Raw genomic sequence first — 23,178 nt, forward strand, 5'->3', positions numbered from 1 at the left:
AAAATGCGAGTCAGGGAATGAAGAACTATGCAGTTGAATTCGGTACAACTGACCGGTTCATTAATCCGGTCGGTCGTTCATTACCGCGACGAGACTCGCGGGCCGCATATCCGTCCAGTTCTTTTCGACGTACTCCACACACGCCTGACGTGGCGCGATGCCGTACGCGACGGCCCATCCGGCGGGCACTTCGGCGAATTCCGGCCATAATGAGTGCTGCCCCTCGTCATTCACCAGCACGAAGAAGTTCGCATCGTCGTCATCGAAAGGATTGGTCATGCCGGGCCTCCCCGCCCACGAACGTATTCCAACCATGGTGACATTAGGCAGACCCGAGATAGGTGCAAACACCCAAAAACCTAGGCCCCCGGGCCGAGTGCCCATGGAGTCGGGGGGTCGCAGTATTCCCGTCCACCACGAAGAGCAGGTGCCGAATTACCCGAGATCCAGCCCTCAGTGCCTTGCCGGCATGAATGCGACCAGTCCGGATCAGATGCCCGTCGGGCCTGGTGAGGCCGGGAGACGACAGGAACTAAGAAGGAGTAGAAAGTGGTATCCAACCAGCGGAAATAATTGTGGTCCCAGCTGGTTTCGAACCAGCGACCTCTCGCGTGTGAGGCGAGCGCTCTCCCACTGAGCTATGGGACCGTGGGGGTGTCGGAGCGGTTTGGGTGCCGTTCCGGACGAGATGGAACCTTAACACGGTTCACCCCTGTCACACCAAATCGCTGGTCTAGCTGGGGATTCGTTTGTTGAGGGGTGATGCTCACGGGGCTGTGGTGGCGCGGTGGGAGCGGTGGGTCATTGGCGTGCGGGGCGGGTGCGATGCGGCATGGGGGTGGGTGTGCGGCTGAACTGTTGGTGAGCGCGGGGTGTGACAGTGCGGACGTTCCGGGTGGGGACGAGGGGGCGGAGCGGCCCGCGACCTGCTGAACTACAGGGGTGTGATTCGGATTTACCCCTCCCTACCAGCGGATTTGTTGAGTGCGCTGATGGTGGGCTAATGTTCTCTCTCGCAGCCGGAAGCACGAAAGAGCCTCCGGAGGCAGAGTGCGGATGTAGCGCAGCTGGTAGCGCATCACCTTGCCAAGGTGAGGGTCGCGGGTTCGAATCCCGTCATCCGCTCGAAGGCCAACCCGGCCTTGGTTGGCGGTGTGGCCGAGTGGTGAGGCAACGGCCTGCAAAGCCGTGCACACGGGTTCGATTCCCGTCGCCGCCTCTAAGAGGCACCCACGCGCGATTAGCTCAGCGGGAGAGCGCTTCCCTGACACGGAAGAGGTCACTGGTTCAATCCCAGTATCGCGCACCAAAGGCACAGGTCAGGCCCGGTTCACGCCGGGCCTGACCTGTTTGTGCCAGACACGCTTCTACCGTCCCCGACCATTCGTACGGGGTTCGAGGATCACCACGGCGGTCTCCGAGGGCCGGCGGGCCGACAGCGCGTCGAAGTCTCGGTCGATCTCGCGCCATCGATCCCACAGGCGGGACCGTTCCTCGCCCTGGGCGGCTCGGCCGCGCACGGTGCGGGAGCCGCCCTTCAGGTCGACCGTCGCCTCGGGATTGGCCTGGAGGTTGAGCCACCATGCGGGCTCCGCCGCACCCCAGCCGTTCATGGCGAGCGTGACGAGATTCGGTCCGTCCTCGAAGTATCCGAGCAGCACGCTGCGATCGCGGCCGGTACGGCGACCGATGGCGGTGAGCCGCATGGTCCCCCAGTGCGTGTCGTCCTTCGGCGGCCACAGTCCGGCGCGGCCGCCGGTCACGCGGTAGAGGGCCCGGTGGACGTACCAGGCGGTGACGATGAACCAGCGGGGCGGGAGCCAGGGCTTGCGGGAGTCGCTCGGCACGAGACAACCTCTTCCACTCGGCCGGATCGGGCGTCCGGGCCAGGACCTCGGTCACTCCAGCGTCGGCATTTCGGCCCGTCCTGTCGAGGGTCCATCGTCCACGATCCGCGGGACTTCCGGCCGGTCAGGCCGCGTCCTCCACCCCGAGCACGCGGTCGAGGACGCGGGCGCCGGACGGGGTGACGCGCAGGGAACGGCGAGTTCCGGCCCGTTCCACCCAGCCCGCCGACTCCATGCGGGTGAGCACGGCCGCGCCGAGGGCGCCACTCAGGTGGTGCCGCTGTTCGCTCCAGTCGACACAGAAGCGCAGGAGCGGACGGCGAGCGCCCCGCGCCCGGGCCAGGTCCACACCCAGTTCGCCGAACAGCGGTTCGGCGTTCGGGCCGAGTTGGTAGGGATGCTCCGGCAGGGGTGCGGAGATCGGATCGTTTTGTGCGCGTACGGTTCCGGCCACGCCGTCGGTGCGGACGAGGGCCCCGCGATCGAGCAGCGCCTCGGTGACCGCGACACCGAGACGACCGGCCAGGTGGTCGTAACAGCTGCGGGCCCGGCGCAGGGCCGCGGCGCGCGTGGATTCGCGCAGCGAGCGGACCGGGCGGGCCGGGGCGAGCACCGCCAGCGCCTCGATCGCCACGGCCACCTCCCGGTTCGCCAGCCGGTAGTAGCGGTGCCGCCCGGAGCGCTCCACGGTCAGCAGCCCGCCCGCCACCAGCCGGGACAGGTGTTCGCTGGCCGTCGAGGCCGCCACGCCCGACTCCGAGGCCAGCACCGAGGCGGGCAGCGCGCGGCCGTCGGTCAGGGTCGTCACGATCCGCGCCCGGGTCGCGTCGGCCAGCAGCGCGCCCACCGCGGCGATATCGGTGTACCCGTACAGGGGCCGGTCGTCGGTCATGACACCAGTCTGCCGCGCGCACACTTCGGCCCCCACCGAACAGTGGACGTCGGCCGCGGCGATACTTCGGCACACCCCGAACATTCCGCGGATGAGACTGCGGGCATGAGCGTTTCGACTGTCGAGAGCCCGGTCGCGCGCCGCGGCCGGGTGCTGGCCGTGATGTGCGCGGGGATGTTCCTGGTGCTGCTGGACGTCACCATCGTCAATGTCGCGTTGCCCAGCATCGCCCATGACCTGGACTCGCCCGTGGCGACCCTGCAGTGGGTGGTGGACGGATACGTCGTCGCGATCGCGGGACTGCTCCTGGCCGGCGGCACGATCGGCGACCGGATCGGTCACCGGCGCGTGCTGATCGCGGGCTTCGCGATATTCGGGGCCGCGTCGCTGGCCTGCGCGCTGGCACCGGCCGCCGGGGTCCTGATCGCGGCCCGGGTCGTGCAGGGCGTCGGCGGCGCGCTACTGCTGCCCAGCACCATGGCCGTCATCGTCGACGTCTATCCCGAGCGCGGTGAACAGGCCCGTGCGCTGGGCGCCTGGGCCGCGGTCTCCTCGCTGGCGCTGCCCGCCGGGCCGCTGCTCGGCGGCCTGATCATCGGCGCGCTGGACTGGCGGCCCGTGTTCTGGATCAACGTGCCGCTGACGGCGGCGGTCATCGCCGCGGCGCTGTGGGCCGTGCCGGGACGGCCCGGCACCCGGACCGGCCGATTGGACGTGCCCGGCCTGCTCGGATTCGTCGTCGCGCTGGGCGGCCTGGTGTTCACGGTCATCTCCGCCGGGCACCACGCGGGCCCGGAGACCGCCGTCGCGGCGGTGGTGACGCTCCTGGGCCTCACCGTCGCCCTGGTGAGCGCGGCACGCAGCGACCATCCGGTCCTGCCGCTGGACCTGTTGCGCCGCAAGGGGTTCCTGAGCCCGAACGTGGTGGCGCTGACGATGAACCTGATCGTCAACGGACTGCTGTTCGTCGGCATGCTGCACCTCCAGGAGGTGCGGCGCCTGTCGCCGCTCGCCGCGGGCCTCGCCGTCCTGCCGATGGCGGTGCCACTGGTCGTGCTGGCCCCGGTTTCCGGGCGGATCACCGCCGCCCGCGGTCCCCGCACGGCCATCGGCGCCGGCTGCGTGCTGGCGGCCGTGGGCTGCGCGCTGCTCACCCAGCTGCGCGCCGACGGCGGGACGGGCTGGCTGCTCGCCGGATTCCTGCTGCTCGGCTGTGGCGGCGGGCTGGTCACCGCCTCCGTGGTGGCCGCGGTCGTGCGCACCACTCCCCCGGACCGGTCGGGGCTGGCCACCGGCATCTCCAACACCGCCCGGCAGATCGGCACGGCGTGCGGGGTGGCGATCTTCGGCGCGGTCGCCGGATCGCCGGGGTCGGGGCAGTTCGTGCACGGCATCCACCTGCTCGCTGCCGCCGCCGCGCTGGCCTGGGTGGGCGCGCTGGCGCTCACCCGGTTCGGGATCGCCGACTGATCGCACCCCTCGACACGGGGGTCATTACCCCGCGCAGACCGGTTGCGAGGATAGGCTTTTCGAACGAAGGAGCGAAAGACGGGCGGAAGTGGTGACGACGAGCCGGAGCGAGGACGCGCGGACCGGACTGCTCGACGACCTCGGCGAGAGCGTCTCGTTCGGTCTCGAACAGGCCGACGAGACCCTGGCCGCGATGGTCGCGGAGCAGGCCGAGGAACGGCCGCGCGACGGCGAGCTGATCACGCAGCGCCTGGGACTCGACGGGGAGCGGCCCGAGACGCTCACCCTGATCGGCGCGCGATACGGGTTGTCGCGGGATCGGGTGCGGCAGTTGTACACCCGCGCGGCCGGGCAGATGGTCCGGCGGGTGCGGGCCACCGGCCACCCCGACACCGCGATCTTCGCCGAGCGCTACCCGGTCGGCTGGCAGGACGAGCGGCTCGTGCGCACCCTGCTGGCCGAGATCTACGCCACCGACAGCGATATCGCCGCCCAGGACCTCGCCTATCTGCGGCTGCGGCTGGCCGGTCACGCCCTGATGGACGCGAAACGCATGGCGGGCTTCGTCTTCCAGCGCATCGCCGGCTGGCAGCAGCGCGGCCGCTGGCACCTCAACGGCCCCCGGCACGCCGAACCCGTTGCCGGACAGCTCGTCCCGCTGCTGCGCCGCGCCGACTGGCCGGGCGGCAAGCCCGCCGACCTCCCGGATACCCCGGCCCCGACCGTAGATGCGGACGACGACGCCCGCGGCTCGATATTCGCCGAAAAGCTCGGCAGGGAAACGACGTTCGACACCGCGCTGGAGGCGCTGCTGCTGCGGATCCTGGACACGAGCGAACAGGTCGCCGCCTACGTCGAACGTCCCGGCGCCGTCGACTACCGGCTCGACGACGCCGAACGCACCCACTACCCCACCGTCGCCGCCCGCCTCACCGACGGCCGCGCGCTGCTGATCGACGTCGTGCCGCCGTCCCGTCTCGCCGTCCACGGCAACCGGGTCAAACTCGACGCCGCCCGCGCCTGGGCGCACGAGCGCGGCTGGGGGCGGCTGGTCTTCACCGGCAGCCGTCTCGGCGAGCCCGACCTGCGCGACCACCGCGTCGACGCGCGGCACGAGAACATCCTGCGGAACCGCCTCGCCGAGGGACCGCTCGGCTGGCCGGAATTCCGCCGCTACGTCGACGAGACCGGGATCGGCACGACCGATTTCACGGCCCTGGTGCTGCGCCACGGCTGGCGCTGGGACCGAGGGCCGTTCCGCCTCGCCCGCGCGGGGTGAACCGCTATTTCAGCATGAAGCCCGCCACGATGAACGTGACGATCACGAGCATCGCGAAGCAGGTGATCAGCTGCCAGTGCAGCAGCGCCTCCCGCTGCTTGGCGATGGTCACCCGCAGGGTGGCGTCGACCCGGTTGTGATCCACCAGGCGGCGGCGGGTGGCGTCCAGTTCGTCGGCGGTCTCCTCGGCGCGCTCGAGCCGATGTAGCAGCTTGTGCACCTGTTTGGCCTTGTCGCGGGTCGCCTTGCGGGCCAGCGCGAGGGCGGTGCGCTGGTTCATCAGCTCCTGCCGCTGCTGCGCGATGACGAGGGCCTGCGCCCGCGTGTGCTGCTCCCAGTCGCTCACCGTCGCCCACCCTCCCGTGGCCTCGTCGCGGTATCCCCAGGCGACCCGACCGGCCACCCAGTTCTCGATGAAATCCCGTACTGCCCAGGGTCTCTCCCGCGGCTCCACCACTCCGGACGGTCCGGGCTCCACGAGGCCCGTCACCACCCGGTACTCACACCCCTGCGACGCGAAGTCGTCCACGCCCAGCGCCGGCACCTGGCCCACCCAGTATCCGGGCGGGCACAGCCACAGCACCTCGTCGCAGCCGACGGCCCGCAGCCGCGCCGTACGCTCCGACGCGTGCGCCAGCGATACCGGCGCGCTGCGCACCTCGATGGCGCACAACCGGTTGCCGCGCCGCCACAGCAGCGACGGAGTCTGCGCGCCCAGCGCCTTGTCCACCTCGGCGTCGTCGGCGCCGGAGGCGAGCAGCCGCCCCCGCAGCCAGTACTTCAGCCGCTGCACATCCCAATGGCAGTTCCCGCAGTCGAACTCACGGCATCTCTCGCCCGGTTGATGCCCACGCGGATTGGGTTCCACCACCGGCATATTCGCCGATTCCGAGAAGGACGGCATCGTCGCATGCTCGCGCTCGATCTTGCTCAGTTCCTTCGTGTCCACGCGACCACTTCCCCTACACCCAGCGAACCACGGTCGGCCCGCTTATTCCAGATTGCCGCAACTGCCAGGCCCCTTCACACGATCGTGACTATTTTCGTTACCCAACCGGGAGCCCAGCGTGATCATCGGACGCTGCCGAAGCGCGTTACGTGCGAATTCGTCACGATCCGGCACGCTTCACCAAGGTGCCCCTGGCACTTTCCGGCCAGTCGGTACGGTGCTCGCACGCCCGGGCGGCACGCGCTCGCCCGAGCGGATAGGCTTCGTCGATGAACGCCGATGGATACACTCCTGTATCGGTTCTGCGGGCCGCGCGCCGGGCCAATTCGGTGGCCTTCGGATTGCAGGGTTTCTTCCTCGCGGTCATTCTCACCGAACTTCCGCAGCAGCGGGATCGGTTCGGGCTCAGCGACACCCAGATTTTGCTTGCCGCCGTGCTGATCTCGCTGCTGGCGGCCGCGGGCAGCGTGGCGGCCGAGCGGCTGGCGCTGCGCTGGTCGAGCCGGACGGCGTTGCGGGCGGGGCTGGGGCTGATCGCGGTGGCCGGTGTGGGCATCGCGCTCGCGCCGCAGCTCGCGGCGCTGTTCGTGGCCCTGGGGGTGTACGGCGTCGCGGTCGGTGTGGTGGACGCGAGCACGAATATGCAGGCGGTGTTCATCCAGCACGGCTACGGGAAGGTCGTGCTGTCGTCGTTCTACGCGGCGTGGAGCGCGGGCTCGATCCTCGGGGCGCTGTTCGTCTCCGGCTGCGAGGGCCTGGACGTCGCGCTGCCCGTGGCGGTGCTGATCGCGGCGGCGATCGTGCTGGCCGGTGGGCTGGCGTTCGGGCCGCGGCTGCTGGGCACGCGGCAGGCCGAGGCCGAACCGGAGGAGGCGGCGGCCACCACCTCGGTCCCGCTGCGCGCCTATCTGGCGCTCGGGATCGCGATGGCGCTGGTCTTCGCCGTCGATCTGGCGGTCGGCAACTGGTCGGCGCTGTATCTGCGCGACGATCTGGGATCCTCCTCGGCCGTGGCGGCGCTGGCGCTGGCGGCCTATCAGGGCGCGTCGCTGACCGGGCGGCTCACCGGCGATCTGTGGGTGCGGCGATTCGGGCCGCGGGCGGTGGTGCGCGCGGCGGCGGCGATCGGCGTGGTCGGACTGACCCTCGTGGTCGCGGCGCCCGGGCCGCCGGCGGCGATCGCCGGATTCCTGATCGCGGGCATCGGCCTGCCGGTGATCGCGCCGCTGTGTTTCAGCGAGGCCGGTCAGCTCACGGGCGGGCGCGGGCTCGACGCGCTCATCGCGCGGCTCAACCTGTTCAACTACGCGGGCACGCTCGTCGGCGGTGGCGTGGTGGGCGGTCTGGCCGATGCGACCAGCCTCCGGATCGGCTATCTGCTGCCGTTGCTGTTCGCGGTCGCGCTGATCGTGTCGGCCCGGTATTTCCACGCGCGGCCGACCACGGGCAAACCGTCGGCACCCGAATCGGGTCGTGCTCTACTGGAGGAATGAGCGACATCCCAGTCATCGTCGACCGGGCCGGATTGTGGGACGCCGAGGCCCTCAGTGACGTTGCGGCGGCGACCTTTCCACTGGCCTGCCCGCCGGACCTGGACTCCGAGGACATCGAGACGTTCATCGCGCGGATACTGTCCGGCGACCGCTTCGGCGACTATCTCGCCGACCCCGGCCACACCGTGCTCAAGGCCGTGGCCGGGGGCGATATCGTCGGCTACGCCATGCTCGTGACGGGCGCGCCCGCCGATCCGGCGGTCTCCGCCGCGCTCGGCGACCGCCCGGTGCTCGAGATCAGCAAGCTGTACGTCCTGCCGGACCACCACGGCGCCGGGGTGTCGACGGCGCTCATGCGCGCGGCCGTCGACAACGCCCGGCACGGCGGCTTCGCCGGCGTCTGGCTGGGGGTCAACCAGAACAACGGACGCGCCCAACGGTTCTACGCCAAGCACGGCTTCCGCACCGTCGGCGAGAAGACCACCACCGTCGGCTCCGTGATCTGCCAGGACTACGTCATGCAGAAGGAGCTGTGAGCCCCGGCGTCGTGCAGGGCCCCCGCGCGCACCTCGAGCCGCGCCCCGGGTAGCCGGGTGCGCAACCGGCGGTCGTGGGTGACCACCACCAGCGCACCGGTGTACCCGGCGAGCGCCTCCTCGAGTTGTTCGACCAGCGCCGGTGACAGGTGGTTGGTGGGCTCGTCCAGCAACAGCAGGTCGCTGGGCTCGCTCACCAGCCGGGCCAGTTCGATGCGGCGGCGCTGACCGTAGGACAGCTCCCCGATCCGCAGCCCGAGTTCCGCGGGGCGGAACAGCCCGAGCGACAGCAACTCCTCCGCACACTCGTCCGGATACCCGCGCCCGCCGGCGTAGGCGCCCAGCACGGTCTGCGACGCGGGCCAGGGCGTCTGCTGCTGCCGCAGGTGCCCGGCCCGGCCGCGGACGGTCACCGTGCCGGTGTCCGGCGCCAGTTCTCCCGCCAGCAGCCGCATCAGGGTGGTCTTGCCCGCACCGTTGGGCCCGGTGATCAGCAGGCGGTCGCCCTGGCCGATGCGCAGGTCGTCGACCCGCAGCCGGTCGCCGACCGTCACCCCGGACAGCTGGGCCACCGGGCCGTCGGCGAGTTCGCCGGCGCGCGACGGGCTCGCGGTCAGCCGCAGCGGATCCGGCGGCGGCGCAACGGGATCGGCGGTCAGTCGGGTCACCCGCTCCTTGGCGTTGCGGATGCGGACCACCGCGCCGTGCCCGCGTCCGCGCGACCGGAACGAGCCGTGCCCGAACACCGCGAGCGGCGCCTTGCGCGGAATCGCCTCCAGCCGCATCACATTCGACTCGGCCAGCCGCCGGTTGCGGGCCAGCTCGTCGCGCCACCGCTCGAATTCGAGCTGCCGCCTGCGCCTTTCGGCGGCCTTCGCGGCCTGATAGCCAGCGTACCCGTTGCCGTGCCGGGTGATGCGCCCGGCGTCGACCTCGAGCACCGTGGCGGTGATCCGTTCCAGGAACACCCGGTCGTGGGTGACCGCGACCACCGTGCCGCGGTGGTCGCGCAGGTGCTGTTCCAGCCACGCCACCGCCGAATCGTCCAGGTCGTTGGTCGGCTCGTCGAGCAGCAGCAATTCCGGCGCGGCGGCGAGGGTCGCCGCCAGTGCCAGCCGGGACCGTTCGCCGCCGGACAGGGTGTCCAGCGGGCGGGTGCGGTCCAGACCGAGGAGTCCGAGCGCGGACAGGGCGGTGTCGACCCGCTGGTCGGCGTGGTAGCCGCCGCGGGCCTCGTACCGGGTGAGCAGCGTGCCGTACGCGGTCAGATGCCGGTCGAGTAGTGCTTGATCAGTGTGTGCCGCAATGGTTTCCAGTTCCTCTTCGGCGGCTCGAAGGTGTCGTTCCAGCGCGCGGAGTTCGGTCAGGGCGAGGTCGATCGCGTCGGCGACCGTGGCGGCGCCGGGCAGGGCGAGGGTCTGCGGCAGGTAGCCGATCCCGTTCGGAGCCCGCACGATCACGTCGCCGTTGTCGGGATGTTCGGCGCCGGCGAGCAGGCGCAGCAGGGTGGACTTGCCGGCGCCGTTGTCGCCGACGACGCCAACCTTCTCGCCGGGACGCACCGTCAGGGAGACGCGGTCGAGCACCGGCCGGGCGCCGTAGCGCTTGGTGACCTCGGACAGCGTGAGTTGGGCAGCAGTAGGCACAGGATCCTCCTGTCTTCCGGCGGACGGCCGGATGTCGATGGACCCGCGCAGCGGAAGAAGGACCCGGAAAGGGGCTGAGCTGTGCGGGGATTCGACGCGGAGCGAGGCTCTACGCGTCGGACTCGACTACAGAAGGATCAACAAAGTACCCATACCGGACAAAAAGGTAACGGCAATCGGCAGAAGTGTCAACACCCCTCAACCGATTGCCCGGAAAACCGCTGTCAGGACAGCATTTTCGCCTTCAGCGCGGCGATATCGTCGTCGGTCAGCTTCAGGCCGTCGTGCACGTAGGTGTCGAACGAGCCGTAGGTCTGGTTCACCTGATCGAACGCGGCGTCCAGAGCCGGGGGCACCACACCGTTGAGCGAATCGTTCGGCCCGGCGTCGCGGTAGTAGTTCGACAGCAGGTAGTCGTAGTTCACCGTGTCCCGGTCCACGCCGAGGACGGTCAGCAGCACCGCCGCCGTCCAGCCGGTGCGGTCCTTGCCCGCGGTGCAGTGGAACAGCACGCTGCCGTCGCGGGTGTCGATGACGTCGCGCAGGATCGACGCGAAGCCCTCGTTCGCGCCCGGCGCGGTGATGAAGGCGCGGTACAGATCCGTGCCCGCGATCAGGGTCGAGGCCATGACCTGCGGCGGCGCCTGGCCGATCACGTCATCGATCTGCTGCGTCGCCCCGGCGGGCACCCGATCGGGGGCCAGCGCGCGCTCGTAGCCGGTGCGCAGATCGGCGACGATCGCCACGCCCCGATCGGTCAGCGCGGCCAGATCCGCGTCAGTCGCCTTGCTCAGCTCGCCGCTGCGGAACACCAGATCCGTCCGGACCGTGCGGCCGTCGGTGGTGCGGTACCCGCCGATATCGCGCGCGTTCTGCACGCCCTGCAGTCCCAGCGACCGGTCGCCGGTATCGGCCAGGACCGAGGCGGTCGCGGGCGGCGGGTCGGCGGCGAGCGCGGCGCCCGTGGCCGGGCCCAGCGCGATGACGGCGGCCGCGGTCACGGCGGCAGCGCCCCGAGTCGAACGTCGGGCCATGGCAGCTCCCATCCTCGGGCCGACGACCAGGCCGAACACCGGGCGCCGGCATCGGCGAACTCGACGGTGAGATTACACCGAGTGGTCGGTCGGTTCAGTGGCCGGGTCGGGCCGTCAGGCGGGCACCTCGAAGCGCGACAACGCCAGCAGCCGCGAGATCGCGCGCAGGTATTTCTTGCGGTACCCGCCGCCGAGCATCTCCTCGGAGAAGATCCGGTCCAGCTTCACGCCCGAGACAGTGACCGGGATTCCGGCGTCGTAGAGCCGGTCGGCCAGCACCACCATGCGCAGCGCCACGGCCTGATCGGTGATCGTGTGCACATTCGACACGAAGACCGCGGAGACGGCGGCGATCAGCGATCCGTACCGCGAGGGGTGCAGGGTGCTCAGGTGTTTCAGCAGCTCGTCGAAGTCGTCGAGCGTGGAATCCGGTGTGGCCGCGGCCTTCTCGGCCAGTTTCTCGGGCGCGGTCGGCTCCGGCGCCGGGGGCAGATCGCGGTGGCGGTAGTCCGGGCCGTCGACGCGGACGGCGTCGAACAGCGAGCCCAGCTTGCGGATCTCGCGCAGGAAGTCCTGGGCGGCGAAGCGGCCCTCGCCCAGCTGATCCGGGAGCGTATTGGAGGTGGCCGCGACCGAGACCCCGCGCGCGGTCAGCTCGGTCAGCAGCCGCGAGACCAGCATGGTGTCGCCGGGATCGTCGAGTTCGAACTCGTCGATGCACAGCACGCTGTTGCCCGACAGCCGGTCCACGGCGTTGGTGAACCCCAGCGCGCCGACGAGGTTGGTCACCTCGCCGAAGGTGCCGAACGACTTCGGCGCGGGCGCCGCGTGGTAGATCGAGGCCAGCAGGTGGGTCTTGCCGACGCCGAATCCGCCGTCGAGGTACAGACCCGCACCGTCGACCTGCTTCTTCTTGCCGAACAGGGTCTTCTTCCCCGCCGCGGCGTGGATCTTGGCGACCTGACCGGCGAACTGCTCGGCCTTCCGCACCGCCTCGGCCTGGGTCGGCTCCTTGGGATCCGGGATGTAGGAGGCGAAGCTCACCTCGTCGAATGTGGGCGGCGGCACCATCTGGGCGATGAGTTGATCGGCCGGAACCTCCGGATGGCGATCGACGAGGCGTTGTTGCACGCGGTTAGCGTACTGACGTGGTGTGATCGGTACTTATGCAGCGTGCTCCCAATGCGATCCAGTTCACAGCGCAGGGCACCGACGACCTGGTGCGCCTCTACTCCTACCCGTCCCGGCTCGAATCCCCGTGGATCCGAGTGAACTTCGTGTCCAGTATCGATGGGGCCGTCACCGTGGACGGGCGTTCGGGCGCGCTCGGCACCCGGGCCGACCACGACGTCTTCGCGATCCTGCGCGACCTGGCCGACGTGGTCGTGGTCGGCGCCGGCACCGCCCGCGCGGAGAACTACGCCGGCGCCCGCACCGATACCCAGCGCCGCATCCGGCTGTTCCAGCACGGCCTCGGCGGCGCCCGCGACGGCGCCCCGCCCCCGGTCGCCGTCGTCAGCGCGCACGCGGCCCTGGACCCCGCGAGCCGGTTGTTCACCGACACCACCCGGCCGCCGCTGATTCTCACCACGGCGGCCGCACCGGACGAGCGCAAGCGGCTGCTCGCCGACGCGGGCGCCGAGGTGGTCGAGGCCGGCGACACGACGGTCACCGCGGCCGATCTGCGGTCGGTCTTCGCCGAGCGCGGACTGCTGCGGGTGCTGTGCGAGGGCGGGCCGTCGCTGTTCGGCGAACTGATCTCCGCGGGCGCCGCCGACGAGCTGTGCCTGACCCTGTCGCCCCTGCTCGTCGGTGGTCCGGCCGGTCGAATTGCGGTGTCGCCCAATGCGTTGCCGAGCCCGATGTCGCTGCGTCATCTGCTGGTCGACGACGACGGCACGGTACTGACCCGATGGGTGCGCGCCGCGCCCCAAGGCTGAAACGGCGCGGCGGACCTGGCAGGCTGTAGCGCATGCGCTGGACACGACGACGGTGCCGCCATTGGACACGAGCCGCCTTGCTGGCAACGTCATCGCTGACGGTGCTGGTCGCCACCGCCTGCGGTGCGGGGCCCTCGGAGCGGCCCGGCGTCGCGGTGGAACGGCCGCATCAGGCGGGTGGCGACACCCGCACCACGACCGAGGCACCGCCACCGCCCCCGGCGCTGCAGACGCCCAAGACCGATCTCAACTGGCACGAGTGCGGGACCCCGACGTTCAACCTGCTCGGCCTGGGCGCCCCGCCCGCCGGTCTGATCTTCGAATGCGCCGAGTACTCCACGCCGATCGACGCGGCCGGCGGCATCCTCGGCACCTTCCGCACCGGCGCGGTGCGGGCCCGGTTGCAGCAGACGCCCGCCGGCGCCGCGCCGCTGGTGCTGACCTCGGGAAGCGACCGCTCCTCCACCGCCACCCTCGCGGGCCTCGCCGCCGGACCGGCCGCGGCGGTGCTGACCGCGCATCCGATCGTCGCGGTGGACCGCCGCGGCATGGGCAGCTCCCAGCCGATCGACTGCATGACGACCGACACCCGCCGGGCGGTCTCCGACAACGCCCAATTCACCGCGGGCGGCGGCGATCCGGTGGACGCGGTGGCCAAGCTCAGCCAGGACGCGACCATCGCCTGTCAGGACTTCCTGCAGCCGTATCAGGGCACGTTCGACTCCGCGCACGCCGCCGACGACGTCGAGCAGCTGCGCAAGCAGTGGCAGGTCGACACCATCGGGCTGATCGGCACCGGTAACGGCGCCCGGGTCGCCATGAGCTACGCCGCCAAGTACGGCGACCACCTCTCCCGCCTGGTCCTCGACTCACCCGAGGCCGTCACCGCCGACGCCGTCGGCCGCGCCGAACAGCGGGTCAAGGGCGCGGAGGCCGCGCTCACCGGATTCGCGCAGCGCTGCGCCGGAATCGGCTGCGCCCTCGGGCCGAATCCGCGGGCCGCCGTCGCCGATCTGGTGAACCGCGCGGCCACGGGCGGTCTGGGCGACCTGTCGGCAAACGTTCTGCTCACCACGATCTCCGGATTCCTCGGCGACCCGCGCGCCGATCAGGCAAGCCGCACCGCCGAACTCGCGGACGCCCTGGCCGCGGCCGGTCGCGGCGACCGCGGACCGCTGAACTCGCTGGTGCTGCGCGAGTCGGCCGCGGTGGACTCCGACGGCCAGTTCGTCGCCCGCTGCAGCGACAACCAGCAGCCGGCCACGCCCACCCGGGCCAAGGAGCTGGAGAACACCTGGAACGGGCAGTATCCGGTGTTCGGAAAGGCCGCGGCGACACGGCTGATGGCGTGTACCGCGTGGCCGGTGCCCAATGCGGCGCTGCTGCCGCAGAAGTACACCGGGCAGGTGCTGGTGCTGGGCGCCGCCGCCGATCCGGTGGTGGGCGGCGACGGGCGGCCGGCGGTGACCGGCGCGCTGGGTGCGGCCGGGGCGCGCGTCTCGTCCGTGGAATGGCAGGGCTGGGGTCACCCGGTCTTCACCCATACCGCCTGCGCACAGCAGTACATCGTCGATTACGCGAAGGACGCGACCCTGCCGCAAGACGGGACCGCCTGTCCCGCCTGAGCCGGTTGTCGGGGTTCGACCCGTCATCGACAGGAAGGTGCGCCAAAACGCCGGGTCCGAGCAACCATCTCGGAGGTTCTCGGTGTACCGTGCCCCAGTGTTCCTTCGCCAGCTCGAGCCTCGCACCGCTCGGACCACTACCGAGGTCCTGAACTTCGCCCTGTGGCCGTTCGCGGTCATGACTGTGCTGCACCAAGTGTTCATCGAGGGCACCAATTTCAACATCACCGACGACTTCGCGCCGGTCTACAAGGCCTCGCTGGCCTTCCTGAACCGCCAGGCGATCTACGGTGAGAACTTCGACCTCGTCGACCCGCACTACCTGTACCCGCCCAGCGGCACGCTGCTGGTCGCGCCCCTGGCGATCATCGACCCCGAGAAGTCGAAGTGGCTGTTCGTCGGGCTGAACGCGGTCGCGATCATCGGGGCGTGGTACCTGCTGCTGAAGCTGTTCAAGCTCAGCCCGCGGTCCTGGGGCGCGCCGCTGACGCTGCTGCTGATGTTCGCCTCCGAAACCGTCATCAACACACTCGGATTCGGCAATGTCAACGGCTGCATCCTGCTGGCCGAGGTGCTGTTCATCCATCTGCTCCTGCAGCGGCGCGATCTGTGGGCGGGCGTCGTGATGGGGTTGACCATCGCGGTGAAACCGACGCTGGCGCCGATGCTGCTGATACCGCTGGCGCGACGGCAGTGGAAGGTGTTCATCACCGGTCTGGGCGTGCCGATCGTGCTGACGGCGATCGCCTGGCCGCTGATCAAGGATCCGCTGGACTATCTCCGCCGGACCGTCCCCTACTCGCTGAAGGCGCGCGACTACTTCAACAGCTCCATTCCGGGCAGCGCCGCGTACTGGGGCCTGGACACGTGGCTGACGTGGGTCATCCGCATCCTGCTCGCCGTCGTGGTGCTGGTCTCGCTGTGGCTGCTGTACCGCTACTACCTGCACGACGAGCTGTTCTTCATCTGCACCGCCTCCGGCGTGCTACTGACCACCGAATTCGTGTGGACCTCGCTGGGCCAGCAGTACTACTCGATGATGCTGTTCCCGTTCCTGATGACCGTGGTGCTGCGCAATTCGGTGCTGCGGAACTGGCCGGCGTGGCTGGCGATCTTCGGGTTCATGACCTACGACAAGTGGCTGCTGGACCATTGGCAGAGCACGGGGCGCACGCTGGAGTACCTGCGCGTCACGCTGGGCTGGAGTCTGCTGCTGGTCGTGGTGTTCTGTGTCCTCGGCGACCGGTATCTGGCCGCCCGGCGAGACGGGCGGCTGGCCTCCGGGATCGATCCGGTGTACTTGCTGCCCGAGTCCGAGCCGCGCCCGGAGACCGCGCCGGAGGCCGAGCGCCACAACGGCAATCCGGTGCCCGGCTCCGAGAGCGACACCCAGGCGCAATCGCAGGCGGGTGCGCTCACCTAGGTCGCACTCCGGCGCCGCACCTAGACTGGGCGCCATGAGTTCCGACTCCGAGACGTCCGTACCCGCGCCGAAGATCCAGCTCACGCCGCAGGAGTGGAAGACCCGGCTGACACCGCAGGAGTACGCCGTCCTGCGCGAGGCCGGGACGGAGCGCGCCTTCACCGGCGAGTACACCGACACCGAGACCGTCGGCGTCTACACCTGCCGGGCGTGCGGCGCCGAACTCTTCCGCAGCGGCGAGAAGTTCCACTCGCACTGCGGCTGGCCGTCGTTCTTCGACCCGGCCGATTCGGATGCGGTGATCCTGCGCTCGGACGACTCGCTGGGCATGCACCGCGTCGAGGTGCTGTGCGCGAATTGCCACAGCCACCTCGGCCACGTCTTCGAAGGGGAGGGCTATCCGACCCCGACCGACAAGCGGTACTGCATCAACTCCATCGCACTGCGGCTGCACCCCTCGGACAACGCAACGCGCAGAGAAGACGGATGAACCTTACGGCCCGGGCCCCGCGCACCGCATGACCCAAAAACAGGGGGTATGCGCCCACTACCGCTAGGGCAGGGCGGCGATGAGTTTGTCGACCTCGACGCGGGGGCCGGTGAAGAACGGGATCTCCTCGCGCACGTGGCGGCGGGCCTCGGTGGCCCGCAGGTCGCGCATCAGGTCCACGATGCGGTGCAGTTCGGCGGCCTCGAAGGCGAGGATCCACTCGTAGTCGCCGAGCGCGAACGACGAGACGGTGTTGGCGCGCACGTCCGGGTAGCCGCGGGCCTCCTTGCCGTGGTCGGCGAGCATCTTGCGGCGCTCCTCGTCGGGCAGCAGGTACCAGTCGTAGGACCGCACGAACGGGTAGACGCAGATGTAGTTGCCCGGCTCCTCCCCCGCGAGGAACGCCGGGATGTGGCTCTTGTTGAATTCGGCGGGCCGGTGCAGCGCGGCGTTGCTCCACACCGGGGCGCTGGCGCGGCCCAGTTCGGTGGTGCGGCGGAAGTCGGCGTACGCGGCCTGCAGATCCTCGATGCGCTCGGCGTGCGTCCAGAGCATGAAGTCGGCGTCGGCCCGCATGCCCGCGACGTCGTAGATCCCGCGCAGCACGACACCGCGATCGGCCAGGCCGTCGAAGAATTCGCGGGCCTCCTTGATCGCGGCCTCCCGATCCTCCCCCAGTACCCCGGGCTGCACCTGGAACACCGAGAACATCAGGTACCGAATGGTCGAGTTGAGGGCCTGGTAATCGAGTCGCGCCATGACCCCATACTGCCACTGCCGATCTCCCGCTCGCACGACCGCACCCCGTGCGTATTCCCGCACCCCGACTCGCCGGTGAAACGCCGTGCGCCGCAACGGAAAGGGTGCGGGAAATCTCGGATGTCGGTGCCCGGTGCGACGCTCCACCCATGCCTGCCGACCACTGGGAAACACTCCACGCCCGACCGCATCGCGACCCCCGCGCGGACACGCCGAATTCGATCGGTACAGCCTCTCGATCCGTGTCCCGGGTACCGCGCCTCTCCTCGCCGCCACACGATGCGCACCGATCGATGCCCCTGCCACCGCGGTCGCATCCACCGACGCGGCCGTCGTGCCTCGCCGTTCCCTTCTCCCGGATTGCCGGGCGGCGGAGTCAGCTCAGATGCTCGATGAGGCGCTCGGCGGCGGACGTGCCCGAGGCCGCGCAGGCGGGGACGCCGACGCCGTGGAGGTACGCGCCCGCGATTTCGAGGCCGGGGAGGTCGGCGATGCCGGCCTCGATGGCGCCCACGCGGGCGGGATGGCCGGGGGCGTATTGCGGGAGGCCGCCGCGCCAGCGCTGCGCCTTGGCCGCGAGAGGGGTGATGGCGGCGCCGGTCACGGTCGCCAGATCGGCCGCGGCGGCGGCGATGAGGTTGTCGTCGGACCAGGTGAGCGGGGTGTCGTCGCCGAAGCGTCCGAAGGAGACCCGGACCAGGGCGACGTCGCGGGCGGCCAGATGGGGCCATTTCCTGCTGGACAAGGTGAAGGCCTTGGCGCGCAACGGTTCTCCGGTGGCGACGAGGATGCCGGAGTTGTCGGGCAGCGGGGTGTCCACGGGTAGCGCCAGGGCCACCACGGCGGAGGAGGACAGCTCGATCTCCCCGACCGTATCGGCGGTCTCCGGCGCCACCCCGCGCAAGAGCCCGGCGGTCACCGGAGCGGGCGTCGCGAGGACCACCGCGTCCACCTCGCCCAGAGGGTCGAGCCGCCAGCCGCGCGCGGTCCGCGCCAGACCCGTCGGGGCGGAGCCGGTTTCGAGTGCCGGCGCGGCGGCCGACAGCAGCGCGTCCAGCAGGACCCCGTACCCGTCACGGATGCCGCCGAAGACGGGCGCGGTCGAGGGCGGCGGGAGGGCAGCGGCGACCGCGCGCGAGAGGTTCGGCGCGCCGGCGTCGAGGGCCGCGGCGAGGGTGGGCAGCGCGCCCCGCACGCCGATCGAATTCGCCAGTCCCGCATACACTCCGCCGAGCAGCGGGTCCACGCTGCGCCGCACCACCTGCTCGCCGAAGCGGTCACCGACCAGCGCGCCGACCGCAATGTCGCCGCCGGGCGTCCAGTGCAGCGGGCGGTCCGGCTCGGCGGCCATGTACGCACGAGTCTCCGCGTCGACCAGCCCGGCCACCGACTCCGGCCCGGACGGGATCCCCATCAGCGTGCGCTCCGGCAGCGGATGCGGTGCACCGCCGGACCAGATCAGCGGCCGCCGCCCGGCCGGGTACACCAGTTGCTGCGCGAGCCCCAATTCGGTCAGCAGCGCGGGGATCTCGGGCCGCCGCCCCACGAACGCCTCGGCCCCGAGATCCACCGGATCACCCGCGATGTCCTCGGTCCGCAGAATGCCGCCGACCCGCTCGGACCGCTCCAGCAGAACCAGGTCGAGTTCCTCCCCCAGCGCCCGGCGCAACCGGTACGCCGCCACCAGCCCGCTGATTCCCCCGCCGACCACCGCGACCCGCATCGCCCGCTCCTCGCTCCGCTCGCCCACACCACGCCCGGCCCCGGCACCGCCTGGGCCTCGTCTCCCTGCAACGTACCCGGACCTTCGACCACTGCGATGGGAGGTCTGGAGGCCGGGTTTACAGCGGGGCGGGGAGGCTGTGGATCAGCTCGACCGTGGCGGTGATGGCTTCCGGGTCGGTCTCGGGCAGGACTCCGTGGCCGAGGTTGAAGATGTGGCCGGTGGCGCCCATGGCGATCGCCTCGTCGGCCTCGTGGGCGATGCGGCGGACCTCGCGTTCGATCACGGCGGAACCGGCGAACAGGACGGCCGGATCGAGGTTGCCCTGCAACGCCTTTCCGGGGCCGACGCGTCGGATCGCGTCGGTAAGTGGCACCCGCCAGTCGACGCCGACCACATCGGCGCCCGCCTCGCCCATCGCGCCCAGCAGTTCGCCCGTGCCCACCCCGAAGTGGATGCGGGGCACACCCGCGGTGGCGAGCTCGGCGAATACCCGTTCCGAATGCGGCAGTACGAATTCCCGGTACTGCGCCAGCGACAGCGCACCGGCCCAGGAGTCGAACAGCTGCACGGCGTCGACCCCCGCGCCGAGCTGCGCGCGCAGGAATTCGATGGTGATATCCGTGAGCGTCCCCAGCAGGGCGTGCCAGGTGCCGGGGTCGGCGAGCATCATCGCCTTGGTGTGCTCGTGATTCTTGCTGGGCCCGCCCTCGACAAGATACGAGGCGAGAGTGAATGGGGCACCGGCGAATCCGATCAGCGGGATGTCGCCCAGCTCGTTCAGCAGCAGGCGCACGCCCTCGGCGATCGCGCCCACCTCCTCGGGACGCAGCCGGGGCAGTGCCCGCACGTCGTCGGTGGTGCGCACCGGGTTCGCGATCACCGGGCCCACACCGGGGACGATGTCGAGGTCGATCCCGGCCGCCTTGAGCGGAACGACGATGTCGGAGAACAGGATCGCCGCGTCGACCCCGTGGCGGCGGATCGGCTGCAGCGTGATCTCGCACAGCAGCTCCGGATCGAAGCACGACTCCAGCATCCCGATGCCGGCGCGCAGCTCGCGGTACTCGGGCAGCGACCGCCCGGCCTGACGCATGAACCAGACGGGGCGCCGGCTCGGCGTGCCGCCGGTGGCGGCTGCGAGGAACGGCGCATCGGACAACCGGCGGCGAGTTGGAGTGCTCATCGTCGCTATCGTATGCGGCCACACCGCGGCTACCCGGCGCGCCTCCGACTGCGCCGGGCAGTTCGGGGATACCGTCACATTCGTGACACCGCTCGACTTCCGCGACGGCGCCGCACCGACCCCGGGCCCCGACAGCGAACCAGCCCAATTTCGCGCCGCGGTCGATGCGATGGGCACCGCATCCGTGCACCCCCGGATCGAGCTTGTCCCGATCCGGCCGCCGCAACGCCTCGCCCCTTATTCATACGCCATCGGAGCCGAGGTAAAACACCCCGACACGAACGTGGTTCCGGTCGACTCCGAGGGTGACGCGTTCGGGCGGCTGATCCTCTTACACGACCCCAACGGCCATGAGGCCTGGCACGGGGTGTTCCGCCTGGTGGCCTACATCCAGGCCGATATCGACGCCGCCCTGGCCGGTGACCCCCTACTGCCGGAGGTGGCGTGGAGCTGGCTGGTGGACGCGCTGGAATCGCGGGCCGAACCGTTCACCGCACTCGGCGGCACGGTGACCTCCACCAGTTCGGTCCGCTACGGCGATATCGCCGGACCGCCGCGCGCCTATCAGCTGGAGCTGCGGGCCTCGTGGACGGTGGGCTCTACCGAACTCGGACCACACGTCGAAGCCTTCTGCGAAGTACTGGCCTATGCGGCCGGTTTGCCACCCGCGGGCATCACCCATTTGCGCCCGGGTCCGCAGATTGCCGACGACCAGTTCTGACTGACACGTAAAGTTCAAGGCTATGCCCGTTGCCGACGAGTCCGAGGGTCCCGCGCGGGGGATCGAGGAACACACTGCCGCCGCCGTGCCGTTGCTGGCACCGGCGGACGGTGTACCACCCGTGCTGGAGACTGCCGCCGCCGTCGCCGAGGCCGCGGACCGGCTCGCCGCCGGGTCGGGGCCGCTGGCGGTCGACGCCGAGCGGGCCTCGGGTTTCCGGTACTCCAACCGCGCGTATCTGATCCAGCTGCGACGCCAGGGCTCCGGCACCTTCCTCATCGATCCGGTGCCCGTGGACGGCGGGCTCGCCCCGCTCGCCGAGGCGATCAACGATCTGGAGTGGGTGCTGCACTCGGCCGATCAGGATCTGCCGGGGCTGGCCGAACTCGGATTGCGACCGGCGCGCCTGTTCGATACCGAATTGGGCGGGCGGCTGGCCGGATTCGAGCGCGTCGGCCTCGCGGCCATGGTGGAGAAGCTGCTGGGCCGGGAACTACGCAAGGGCCACGGCGCGGCGGACTGGTCGACCCGCCCGTTACCCGCGGACTGGCTCAACTACGCCGCCCTGGACGTGGAGCTGCTGCTGGAACTGCGCGAGAAGGTCGCGGCCTCCCTCGAGGATCAGGGGAAGACCGACTGGGCGGCACAGGAATTCGAGCACGTGCGCACCACCGAGCCGGCGCCGCCGAAGGCCGATCGCTGGCGGCGCACCTCGGGCATCCACACGCTGCGGCGGACCCGGCAGCTCGCGGTGGTGCGCGAGTTGTGGTCGGCCCGTGACCAAGTGGCCCGCCACCGCGATGTCGCCCCGGCGCGGGTGCTGCCGGATTCGGCGATCATCGCCGCGGCGCAGGCGGATCCGAAGTCGATCGCACAGCTGCGCGCGCTGCCGATCTTCGGCGGCCCGCGCCAGCGCCGGTATTCGCGGGACTGGCTGGCGGCGGTGGAACGAGCACGGGCGCTACCGGATTCGGAATTACCCGCGCTGACCCAGCCCTACGACGGCCCGCCGCCGGTGAACCGCTGGGAGCGTCGCGATCCGGCCGCGGCGGCGCGCCTGACCCGGGCCAGGGCCGCCATGTCGGAGCTGTCGCAGGCCTACACGATCCCGGTGGAGAACCTGCTCACCCCGGACCTGCTGCGGCGGCTGTGCTGGGACGGCCTGCCCGAATACCGCTCCGGCACGGTCCCGGACAATCCCGACCAGGCGATCGACGACTACCTGAAGTCGGGCGGCGCGCGGCCGTGGCAGCGCGAGCTGGCCGACCCGCGCCTGGTGACCGCGCTGTTCGACGCCGATCAGTCCTCGTAGACGGGGGTGCGCCGGTCGCGGCGCGCCCGGATCGCCTCGTCGAAGTTCTCGGTGGTGAGCCGCACGTACAGCTGTGCCATCCCCTCGTGCTGCATATGGGACTCGAAGCTGCCCGCCTCCATCCCGCTCCACAGCATGCGCTTGGTGAGTTCGGTGCCGACCCGGCTGAATCCGATGATGCGCTCGGCCAGGTCGTAGCAGGTATCGAGGAGTTCGCCGGCAGGCACGGTGCGCGATACCAGGCCGATCCGTTCGGCCTCGGCGGCGTCCACGTCGCGGCCCGACAGCATGATCTCGAAGGCCCGCGACGCGCCGATGGCCCGCGGCAGCAGGTAGCTCATGCCGAGTTCGGTGGAGGTGAGCCCGTTGTTGATACCCGCCGCGCGGAAGTAGGCGCCCTCGGTGGCGATCCGGATATCGGTGCCGACGCTCAGGCAGAAACCGCCGCCGATGGCCGCGCCGTTGACCGCGGAGATCACCGGCTGGTGCATGCGGCGCAGGGCGATCATCACATCGTTGAGCAGGTCCATCGAGCGCCGGGCGATGCTGGTCTTGGTCAGCCCGTCGATATTGGGCACCGAACCCGCGCCCTGCAGGTCGGCGCCGGAGCAGAACCCGTCGCCGGCGCCGGTGAGCACCACCACGCGCACGTCGTTGTCGGCGGCCACCGCCTCCAGCGTCTCGCGCAGCGGGATCATCACGTCGAAGGCCATGGCGTTCATTCGCTCAGGGCGATTCAGAGTGACCAGCGCGACCTGCGGACGCGGCTTCTCGACGAGCACGAACGACATGCGGACTCCTACCGACGACGACCCGCAAACTGTAACCTGTTTCAGAATGTGCGCGAAAGGCC

Annotated in this window: 21 protein-coding genes and 4 tRNA genes; 13 read left to right on the forward strand and 12 right to left on the reverse strand. The window is 70.5% G+C overall.

Annotation, left to right across the window (positions count from 1 at the left end):
• Positions 1 to 60: 60 nt before the first annotated feature.
• The gene (locus ON41_RS19620; RefSeq protein ID WP_040749124.1) at positions 61 to 279 is read right to left on the reverse strand and encodes an MbtH family protein; all 219 of its coding nucleotides are present in this window, start codon (positions 277 to 279) and stop codon (positions 61 to 63) included.
• Between the two features lie 297 nt (positions 280 to 576).
• Positions 577 to 648, reverse strand: a tRNA-Val gene (locus tag ON41_RS19625).
• A gap of 404 nt (positions 649 to 1,052) precedes the next feature.
• Between ON41_RS19625 and ON41_RS19630 the strand changes: the two genes are divergently transcribed.
• From ON41_RS19630 to ON41_RS19640, 3 genes are all read left to right on the forward strand, one after another.
• Positions 1,053 to 1,125 (forward strand) — tRNA-Gly (locus ON41_RS19630).
• A 23-nt stretch (positions 1,126 to 1,148) separates the two neighbouring features.
• A tRNA-Cys gene (locus ON41_RS19635) sits at positions 1,149 to 1,219 on the forward strand.
• Between the two features lie 15 nt (positions 1,220 to 1,234).
• Positions 1,235 to 1,309: transfer RNA gene (locus ON41_RS19640), tRNA-Val, on the forward strand.
• Between the two features lie 58 nt (positions 1,310 to 1,367).
• Here ON41_RS19640 and ON41_RS19645 read toward each other — a convergent pair.
• Both ON41_RS19645 and ON41_RS19650 read right to left on the reverse strand, forming a co-directional pair.
• Entirely contained in the window at positions 1,368 to 1,847 is a 480-nt protein-coding gene (locus ON41_RS19645; RefSeq protein ID WP_040749125.1) for a nitroreductase family deazaflavin-dependent oxidoreductase, read from the reverse strand.
• 124 nt (positions 1,848 to 1,971) lie between these two features.
• Positions 1,972 to 2,739, reverse strand: coding sequence for an ArsR/SmtB family transcription factor (locus tag ON41_RS19650; RefSeq protein ID WP_085995726.1), 768 nt, complete (start codon positions 2,737 to 2,739; stop codon positions 1,972 to 1,974).
• 105 nt (positions 2,740 to 2,844) lie between these two features.
• On the opposite strand from ON41_RS19650, the gene ON41_RS19655 reads away from it, so the two are divergent.
• Together ON41_RS19655 and ON41_RS19660 are read left to right on the forward strand one after the other, a co-directional pair.
• Entirely contained in the window at positions 2,845 to 4,209 is a 1,365-nt protein-coding gene (locus ON41_RS19655) for an MFS transporter (RefSeq protein WP_051161938.1), read from the forward strand.
• A gap of 91 nt (positions 4,210 to 4,300) precedes the next feature.
• A complete protein-coding gene (locus tag ON41_RS19660) occupies positions 4,301 to 5,488 on the forward strand; it encodes a sigma factor-like helix-turn-helix DNA-binding protein (RefSeq protein ID WP_051161953.1) in 1,188 nt (395 codons plus the stop codon).
• A gap of 4 nt (positions 5,489 to 5,492) precedes the next feature.
• Here the strand turns inward: ON41_RS19660 and ON41_RS19665 are convergent, their stop codons facing one another.
• Positions 5,493 to 6,437 carry a coiled-coil domain-containing protein gene (locus ON41_RS19665; RefSeq protein ID WP_246829561.1) on the reverse strand — a complete coding sequence of 315 codons (945 nt, stop codon included), beginning with the start codon at positions 6,435 to 6,437 and terminating at the stop codon, positions 5,493 to 5,495.
• A gap of 269 nt (positions 6,438 to 6,706) precedes the next feature.
• On the opposite strand from ON41_RS19665, the gene ON41_RS19670 reads away from it, so the two are divergent.
• Together ON41_RS19670 and ON41_RS19675 are read left to right on the forward strand one after the other, a co-directional pair.
• Entirely contained in the window at positions 6,707 to 7,930 is a 1,224-nt protein-coding gene (locus ON41_RS19670) for an MFS transporter (protein ID WP_051161940.1), read from the forward strand.
• A gap of 5 nt (positions 7,931 to 7,935) precedes the next feature.
• Entirely contained in the window at positions 7,936 to 8,466 is a 531-nt protein-coding gene (locus tag ON41_RS19675) for a GNAT family N-acetyltransferase (RefSeq protein ID WP_040749185.1), read from the forward strand.
• On the opposite strand, the gene ON41_RS19680 is transcribed toward ON41_RS19675, so the two are convergent.
• The 3 genes from ON41_RS19680 to zapE all read right to left on the reverse strand — a co-directional run bounded on the left by ON41_RS19680 (position 8,442) and on the right by zapE (position 12,277).
• Positions 8,442 to 10,112: a TlrC/CarA/OleB/SrmB family ABC-F type ribosomal protection protein gene (locus ON41_RS19680; protein WP_040749126.1), complete on the reverse strand. Its 1,671-nt coding sequence runs from the start codon at positions 10,110 to 10,112 to the stop codon at positions 8,442 to 8,444. The genes ON41_RS19675 and ON41_RS19680 overlap by 25 nt on opposite strands.
• A gap of 224 nt (positions 10,113 to 10,336) precedes the next feature.
• Positions 10,337 to 11,146 (reverse strand): tyrosine-protein phosphatase, encoded by an 810-nt coding sequence (locus ON41_RS19685; protein WP_040749127.1) that lies wholly within the window; start codon positions 11,144 to 11,146, stop codon positions 10,337 to 10,339.
• Between the two features lie 114 nt (positions 11,147 to 11,260).
• Positions 11,261 to 12,277: a cell division protein ZapE gene (gene zapE / locus ON41_RS19690; protein WP_040749128.1), complete on the reverse strand. Its 1,017-nt coding sequence runs from the start codon at positions 12,275 to 12,277 to the stop codon at positions 11,261 to 11,263.
• Between the two features lie 35 nt (positions 12,278 to 12,312).
• Here zapE and ON41_RS19695 point away from each other — a divergent pair, with 35 nt between their 5' ends.
• The 4 genes from ON41_RS19695 (at position 12,313) to msrB (ending at position 16,624) form a co-directional block, all read left to right on the forward strand.
• Positions 12,313 to 13,086, forward strand: a complete 774-nt coding sequence (locus ON41_RS19695) for a pyrimidine reductase family protein (protein ID WP_040749129.1) — start codon at positions 12,313 to 12,315, stop codon at positions 13,084 to 13,086.
• Between the two features lie 32 nt (positions 13,087 to 13,118).
• Entirely contained in the window at positions 13,119 to 14,711 is a 1,593-nt protein-coding gene (locus ON41_RS19700; RefSeq protein ID WP_051161942.1) for an alpha/beta hydrolase, read from the forward strand.
• Positions 14,712 to 14,808: 97 nt separating this feature from the next.
• The gene (locus ON41_RS19705) at positions 14,809 to 16,134 is read left to right on the forward strand and encodes a glycosyltransferase family 87 protein (RefSeq protein WP_051161945.1); all 1,326 of its coding nucleotides are present in this window, start codon (positions 14,809 to 14,811) and stop codon (positions 16,132 to 16,134) included.
• A gap of 34 nt (positions 16,135 to 16,168) precedes the next feature.
• Positions 16,169 to 16,624 (forward strand): peptide-methionine (R)-S-oxide reductase MsrB, encoded by a 456-nt coding sequence (msrB, locus tag ON41_RS19710; RefSeq protein ID WP_040749131.1) that lies wholly within the window; start codon positions 16,169 to 16,171, stop codon positions 16,622 to 16,624.
• 63 nt (positions 16,625 to 16,687) lie between these two features.
• On the opposite strand, the gene hemQ is transcribed toward msrB, so the two are convergent.
• From hemQ to hemE, 3 genes are all read right to left on the reverse strand, one after another.
• Positions 16,688 to 17,383 carry a hydrogen peroxide-dependent heme synthase gene (gene hemQ / locus ON41_RS19715; RefSeq protein WP_040749132.1) on the reverse strand — a complete coding sequence of 232 codons (696 nt, stop codon included), beginning with the start codon at positions 17,381 to 17,383 and terminating at the stop codon, positions 16,688 to 16,690.
• 376 nt (positions 17,384 to 17,759) lie between these two features.
• Complete coding sequence (locus ON41_RS19720) at positions 17,760 to 19,106, reverse strand: protoporphyrinogen oxidase (RefSeq protein ID WP_040749187.1); 1,347 nt, start codon at positions 19,104 to 19,106, stop codon at positions 17,760 to 17,762.
• Between the two features lie 118 nt (positions 19,107 to 19,224).
• Positions 19,225 to 20,292, reverse strand: a complete 1,068-nt coding sequence (gene hemE / locus ON41_RS19725) for a uroporphyrinogen decarboxylase (protein WP_040749133.1) — start codon at positions 20,290 to 20,292, stop codon at positions 19,225 to 19,227.
• An 82-nt stretch (positions 20,293 to 20,374) separates the two neighbouring features.
• Here hemE and ON41_RS19730 point away from each other — a divergent pair, with 82 nt between their 5' ends.
• Together ON41_RS19730 and ON41_RS19735 are read left to right on the forward strand one after the other, a co-directional pair.
• Positions 20,375 to 21,013: a DUF3000 domain-containing protein gene (locus tag ON41_RS19730; protein ID WP_083905466.1), complete on the forward strand. Its 639-nt coding sequence runs from the start codon at positions 20,375 to 20,377 to the stop codon at positions 21,011 to 21,013.
• Between the two features lie 22 nt (positions 21,014 to 21,035).
• Entirely contained in the window at positions 21,036 to 22,325 is a 1,290-nt protein-coding gene (locus ON41_RS19735) for a ribonuclease D (RefSeq protein ID WP_040749134.1), read from the forward strand.
• Here ON41_RS19735 and ON41_RS19740 read toward each other — a convergent pair.
• Positions 22,313 to 23,116: an enoyl-CoA hydratase gene (locus tag ON41_RS19740; protein ID WP_040749135.1), complete on the reverse strand. Its 804-nt coding sequence runs from the start codon at positions 23,114 to 23,116 to the stop codon at positions 22,313 to 22,315. The two genes, ON41_RS19735 and ON41_RS19740, sit on opposite strands and share 13 nt — an antisense overlap.
• Positions 23,117 to 23,178: the final 62 nt, after the last annotated feature.

The sequence above is a fragment of the Nocardia transvalensis NBRC 15921 genome, from assembly GCF_000308875.1.
Lineage (GTDB): Bacteria > Actinomycetota > Actinomycetes > Mycobacteriales > Mycobacteriaceae > Nocardia > Nocardia transvalensis.

What these genes read in the sequence shown, in the direction of transcription:
- ON41_RS19695 (WP_040749129.1), top strand. Translation starts at nt 12,313, where the DNA reads ATGCAGCGTGCTCCCAATGCGATCCAGTTCACAGCGCAGGGCACCGAC.
- ON41_RS19670 (WP_051161940.1), top strand. Translation starts at nt 6,707, where the DNA reads ATGAACGCCGATGGATACACTCCTGTATCGGTTCTGCGGGCCGCGCGC.
- hemQ (WP_040749132.1), bottom strand. Translation starts at nt 17,383, where the DNA reads ATGGCGCGACTCGATTACCAGGCCCTCAACTCGACCATTCGGTACCTG.
- ON41_RS19685 (WP_040749127.1), bottom strand. Translation starts at nt 11,146, where the DNA reads ATGGCCCGACGTTCGACTCGGGGCGCTGCCGCCGTGACCGCGGCCGCC.
- ON41_RS19700 (WP_051161942.1), top strand. Translation starts at nt 13,119, where the DNA reads ATGCGCTGGACACGACGACGGTGCCGCCATTGGACACGAGCCGCCTTG.
- hemE (WP_040749133.1), bottom strand. Translation starts at nt 20,292, where the DNA reads ATGAGCACTCCAACTCGCCGCCGGTTGTCCGATGCGCCGTTCCTCGCA.
- ON41_RS19620 (WP_040749124.1), bottom strand. Translation starts at nt 279, where the DNA reads ATGACCAATCCTTTCGATGACGACGATGCGAACTTCTTCGTGCTGGTG.
- ON41_RS19650 (WP_085995726.1), bottom strand. Translation starts at nt 2,739, where the DNA reads ATGACCGACGACCGGCCCCTGTACGGGTACACCGATATCGCCGCGGTG.
- ON41_RS19655 (WP_051161938.1), top strand. Translation starts at nt 2,845, where the DNA reads ATGAGCGTTTCGACTGTCGAGAGCCCGGTCGCGCGCCGCGGCCGGGTG.
- msrB (WP_040749131.1), top strand. Translation starts at nt 16,169, where the DNA reads ATGAGTTCCGACTCCGAGACGTCCGTACCCGCGCCGAAGATCCAGCTC.
- ON41_RS19740 (WP_040749135.1), bottom strand. Translation starts at nt 23,116, where the DNA reads ATGTCGTTCGTGCTCGTCGAGAAGCCGCGTCCGCAGGTCGCGCTGGTC.
- ON41_RS19720 (WP_040749187.1), bottom strand. Translation starts at nt 19,106, where the DNA reads ATGCGGGTCGCGGTGGTCGGCGGGGGAATCAGCGGGCTGGTGGCGGCG.
- ON41_RS19735 (WP_040749134.1), top strand. Translation starts at nt 21,036, where the DNA reads ATGCCCGTTGCCGACGAGTCCGAGGGTCCCGCGCGGGGGATCGAGGAA.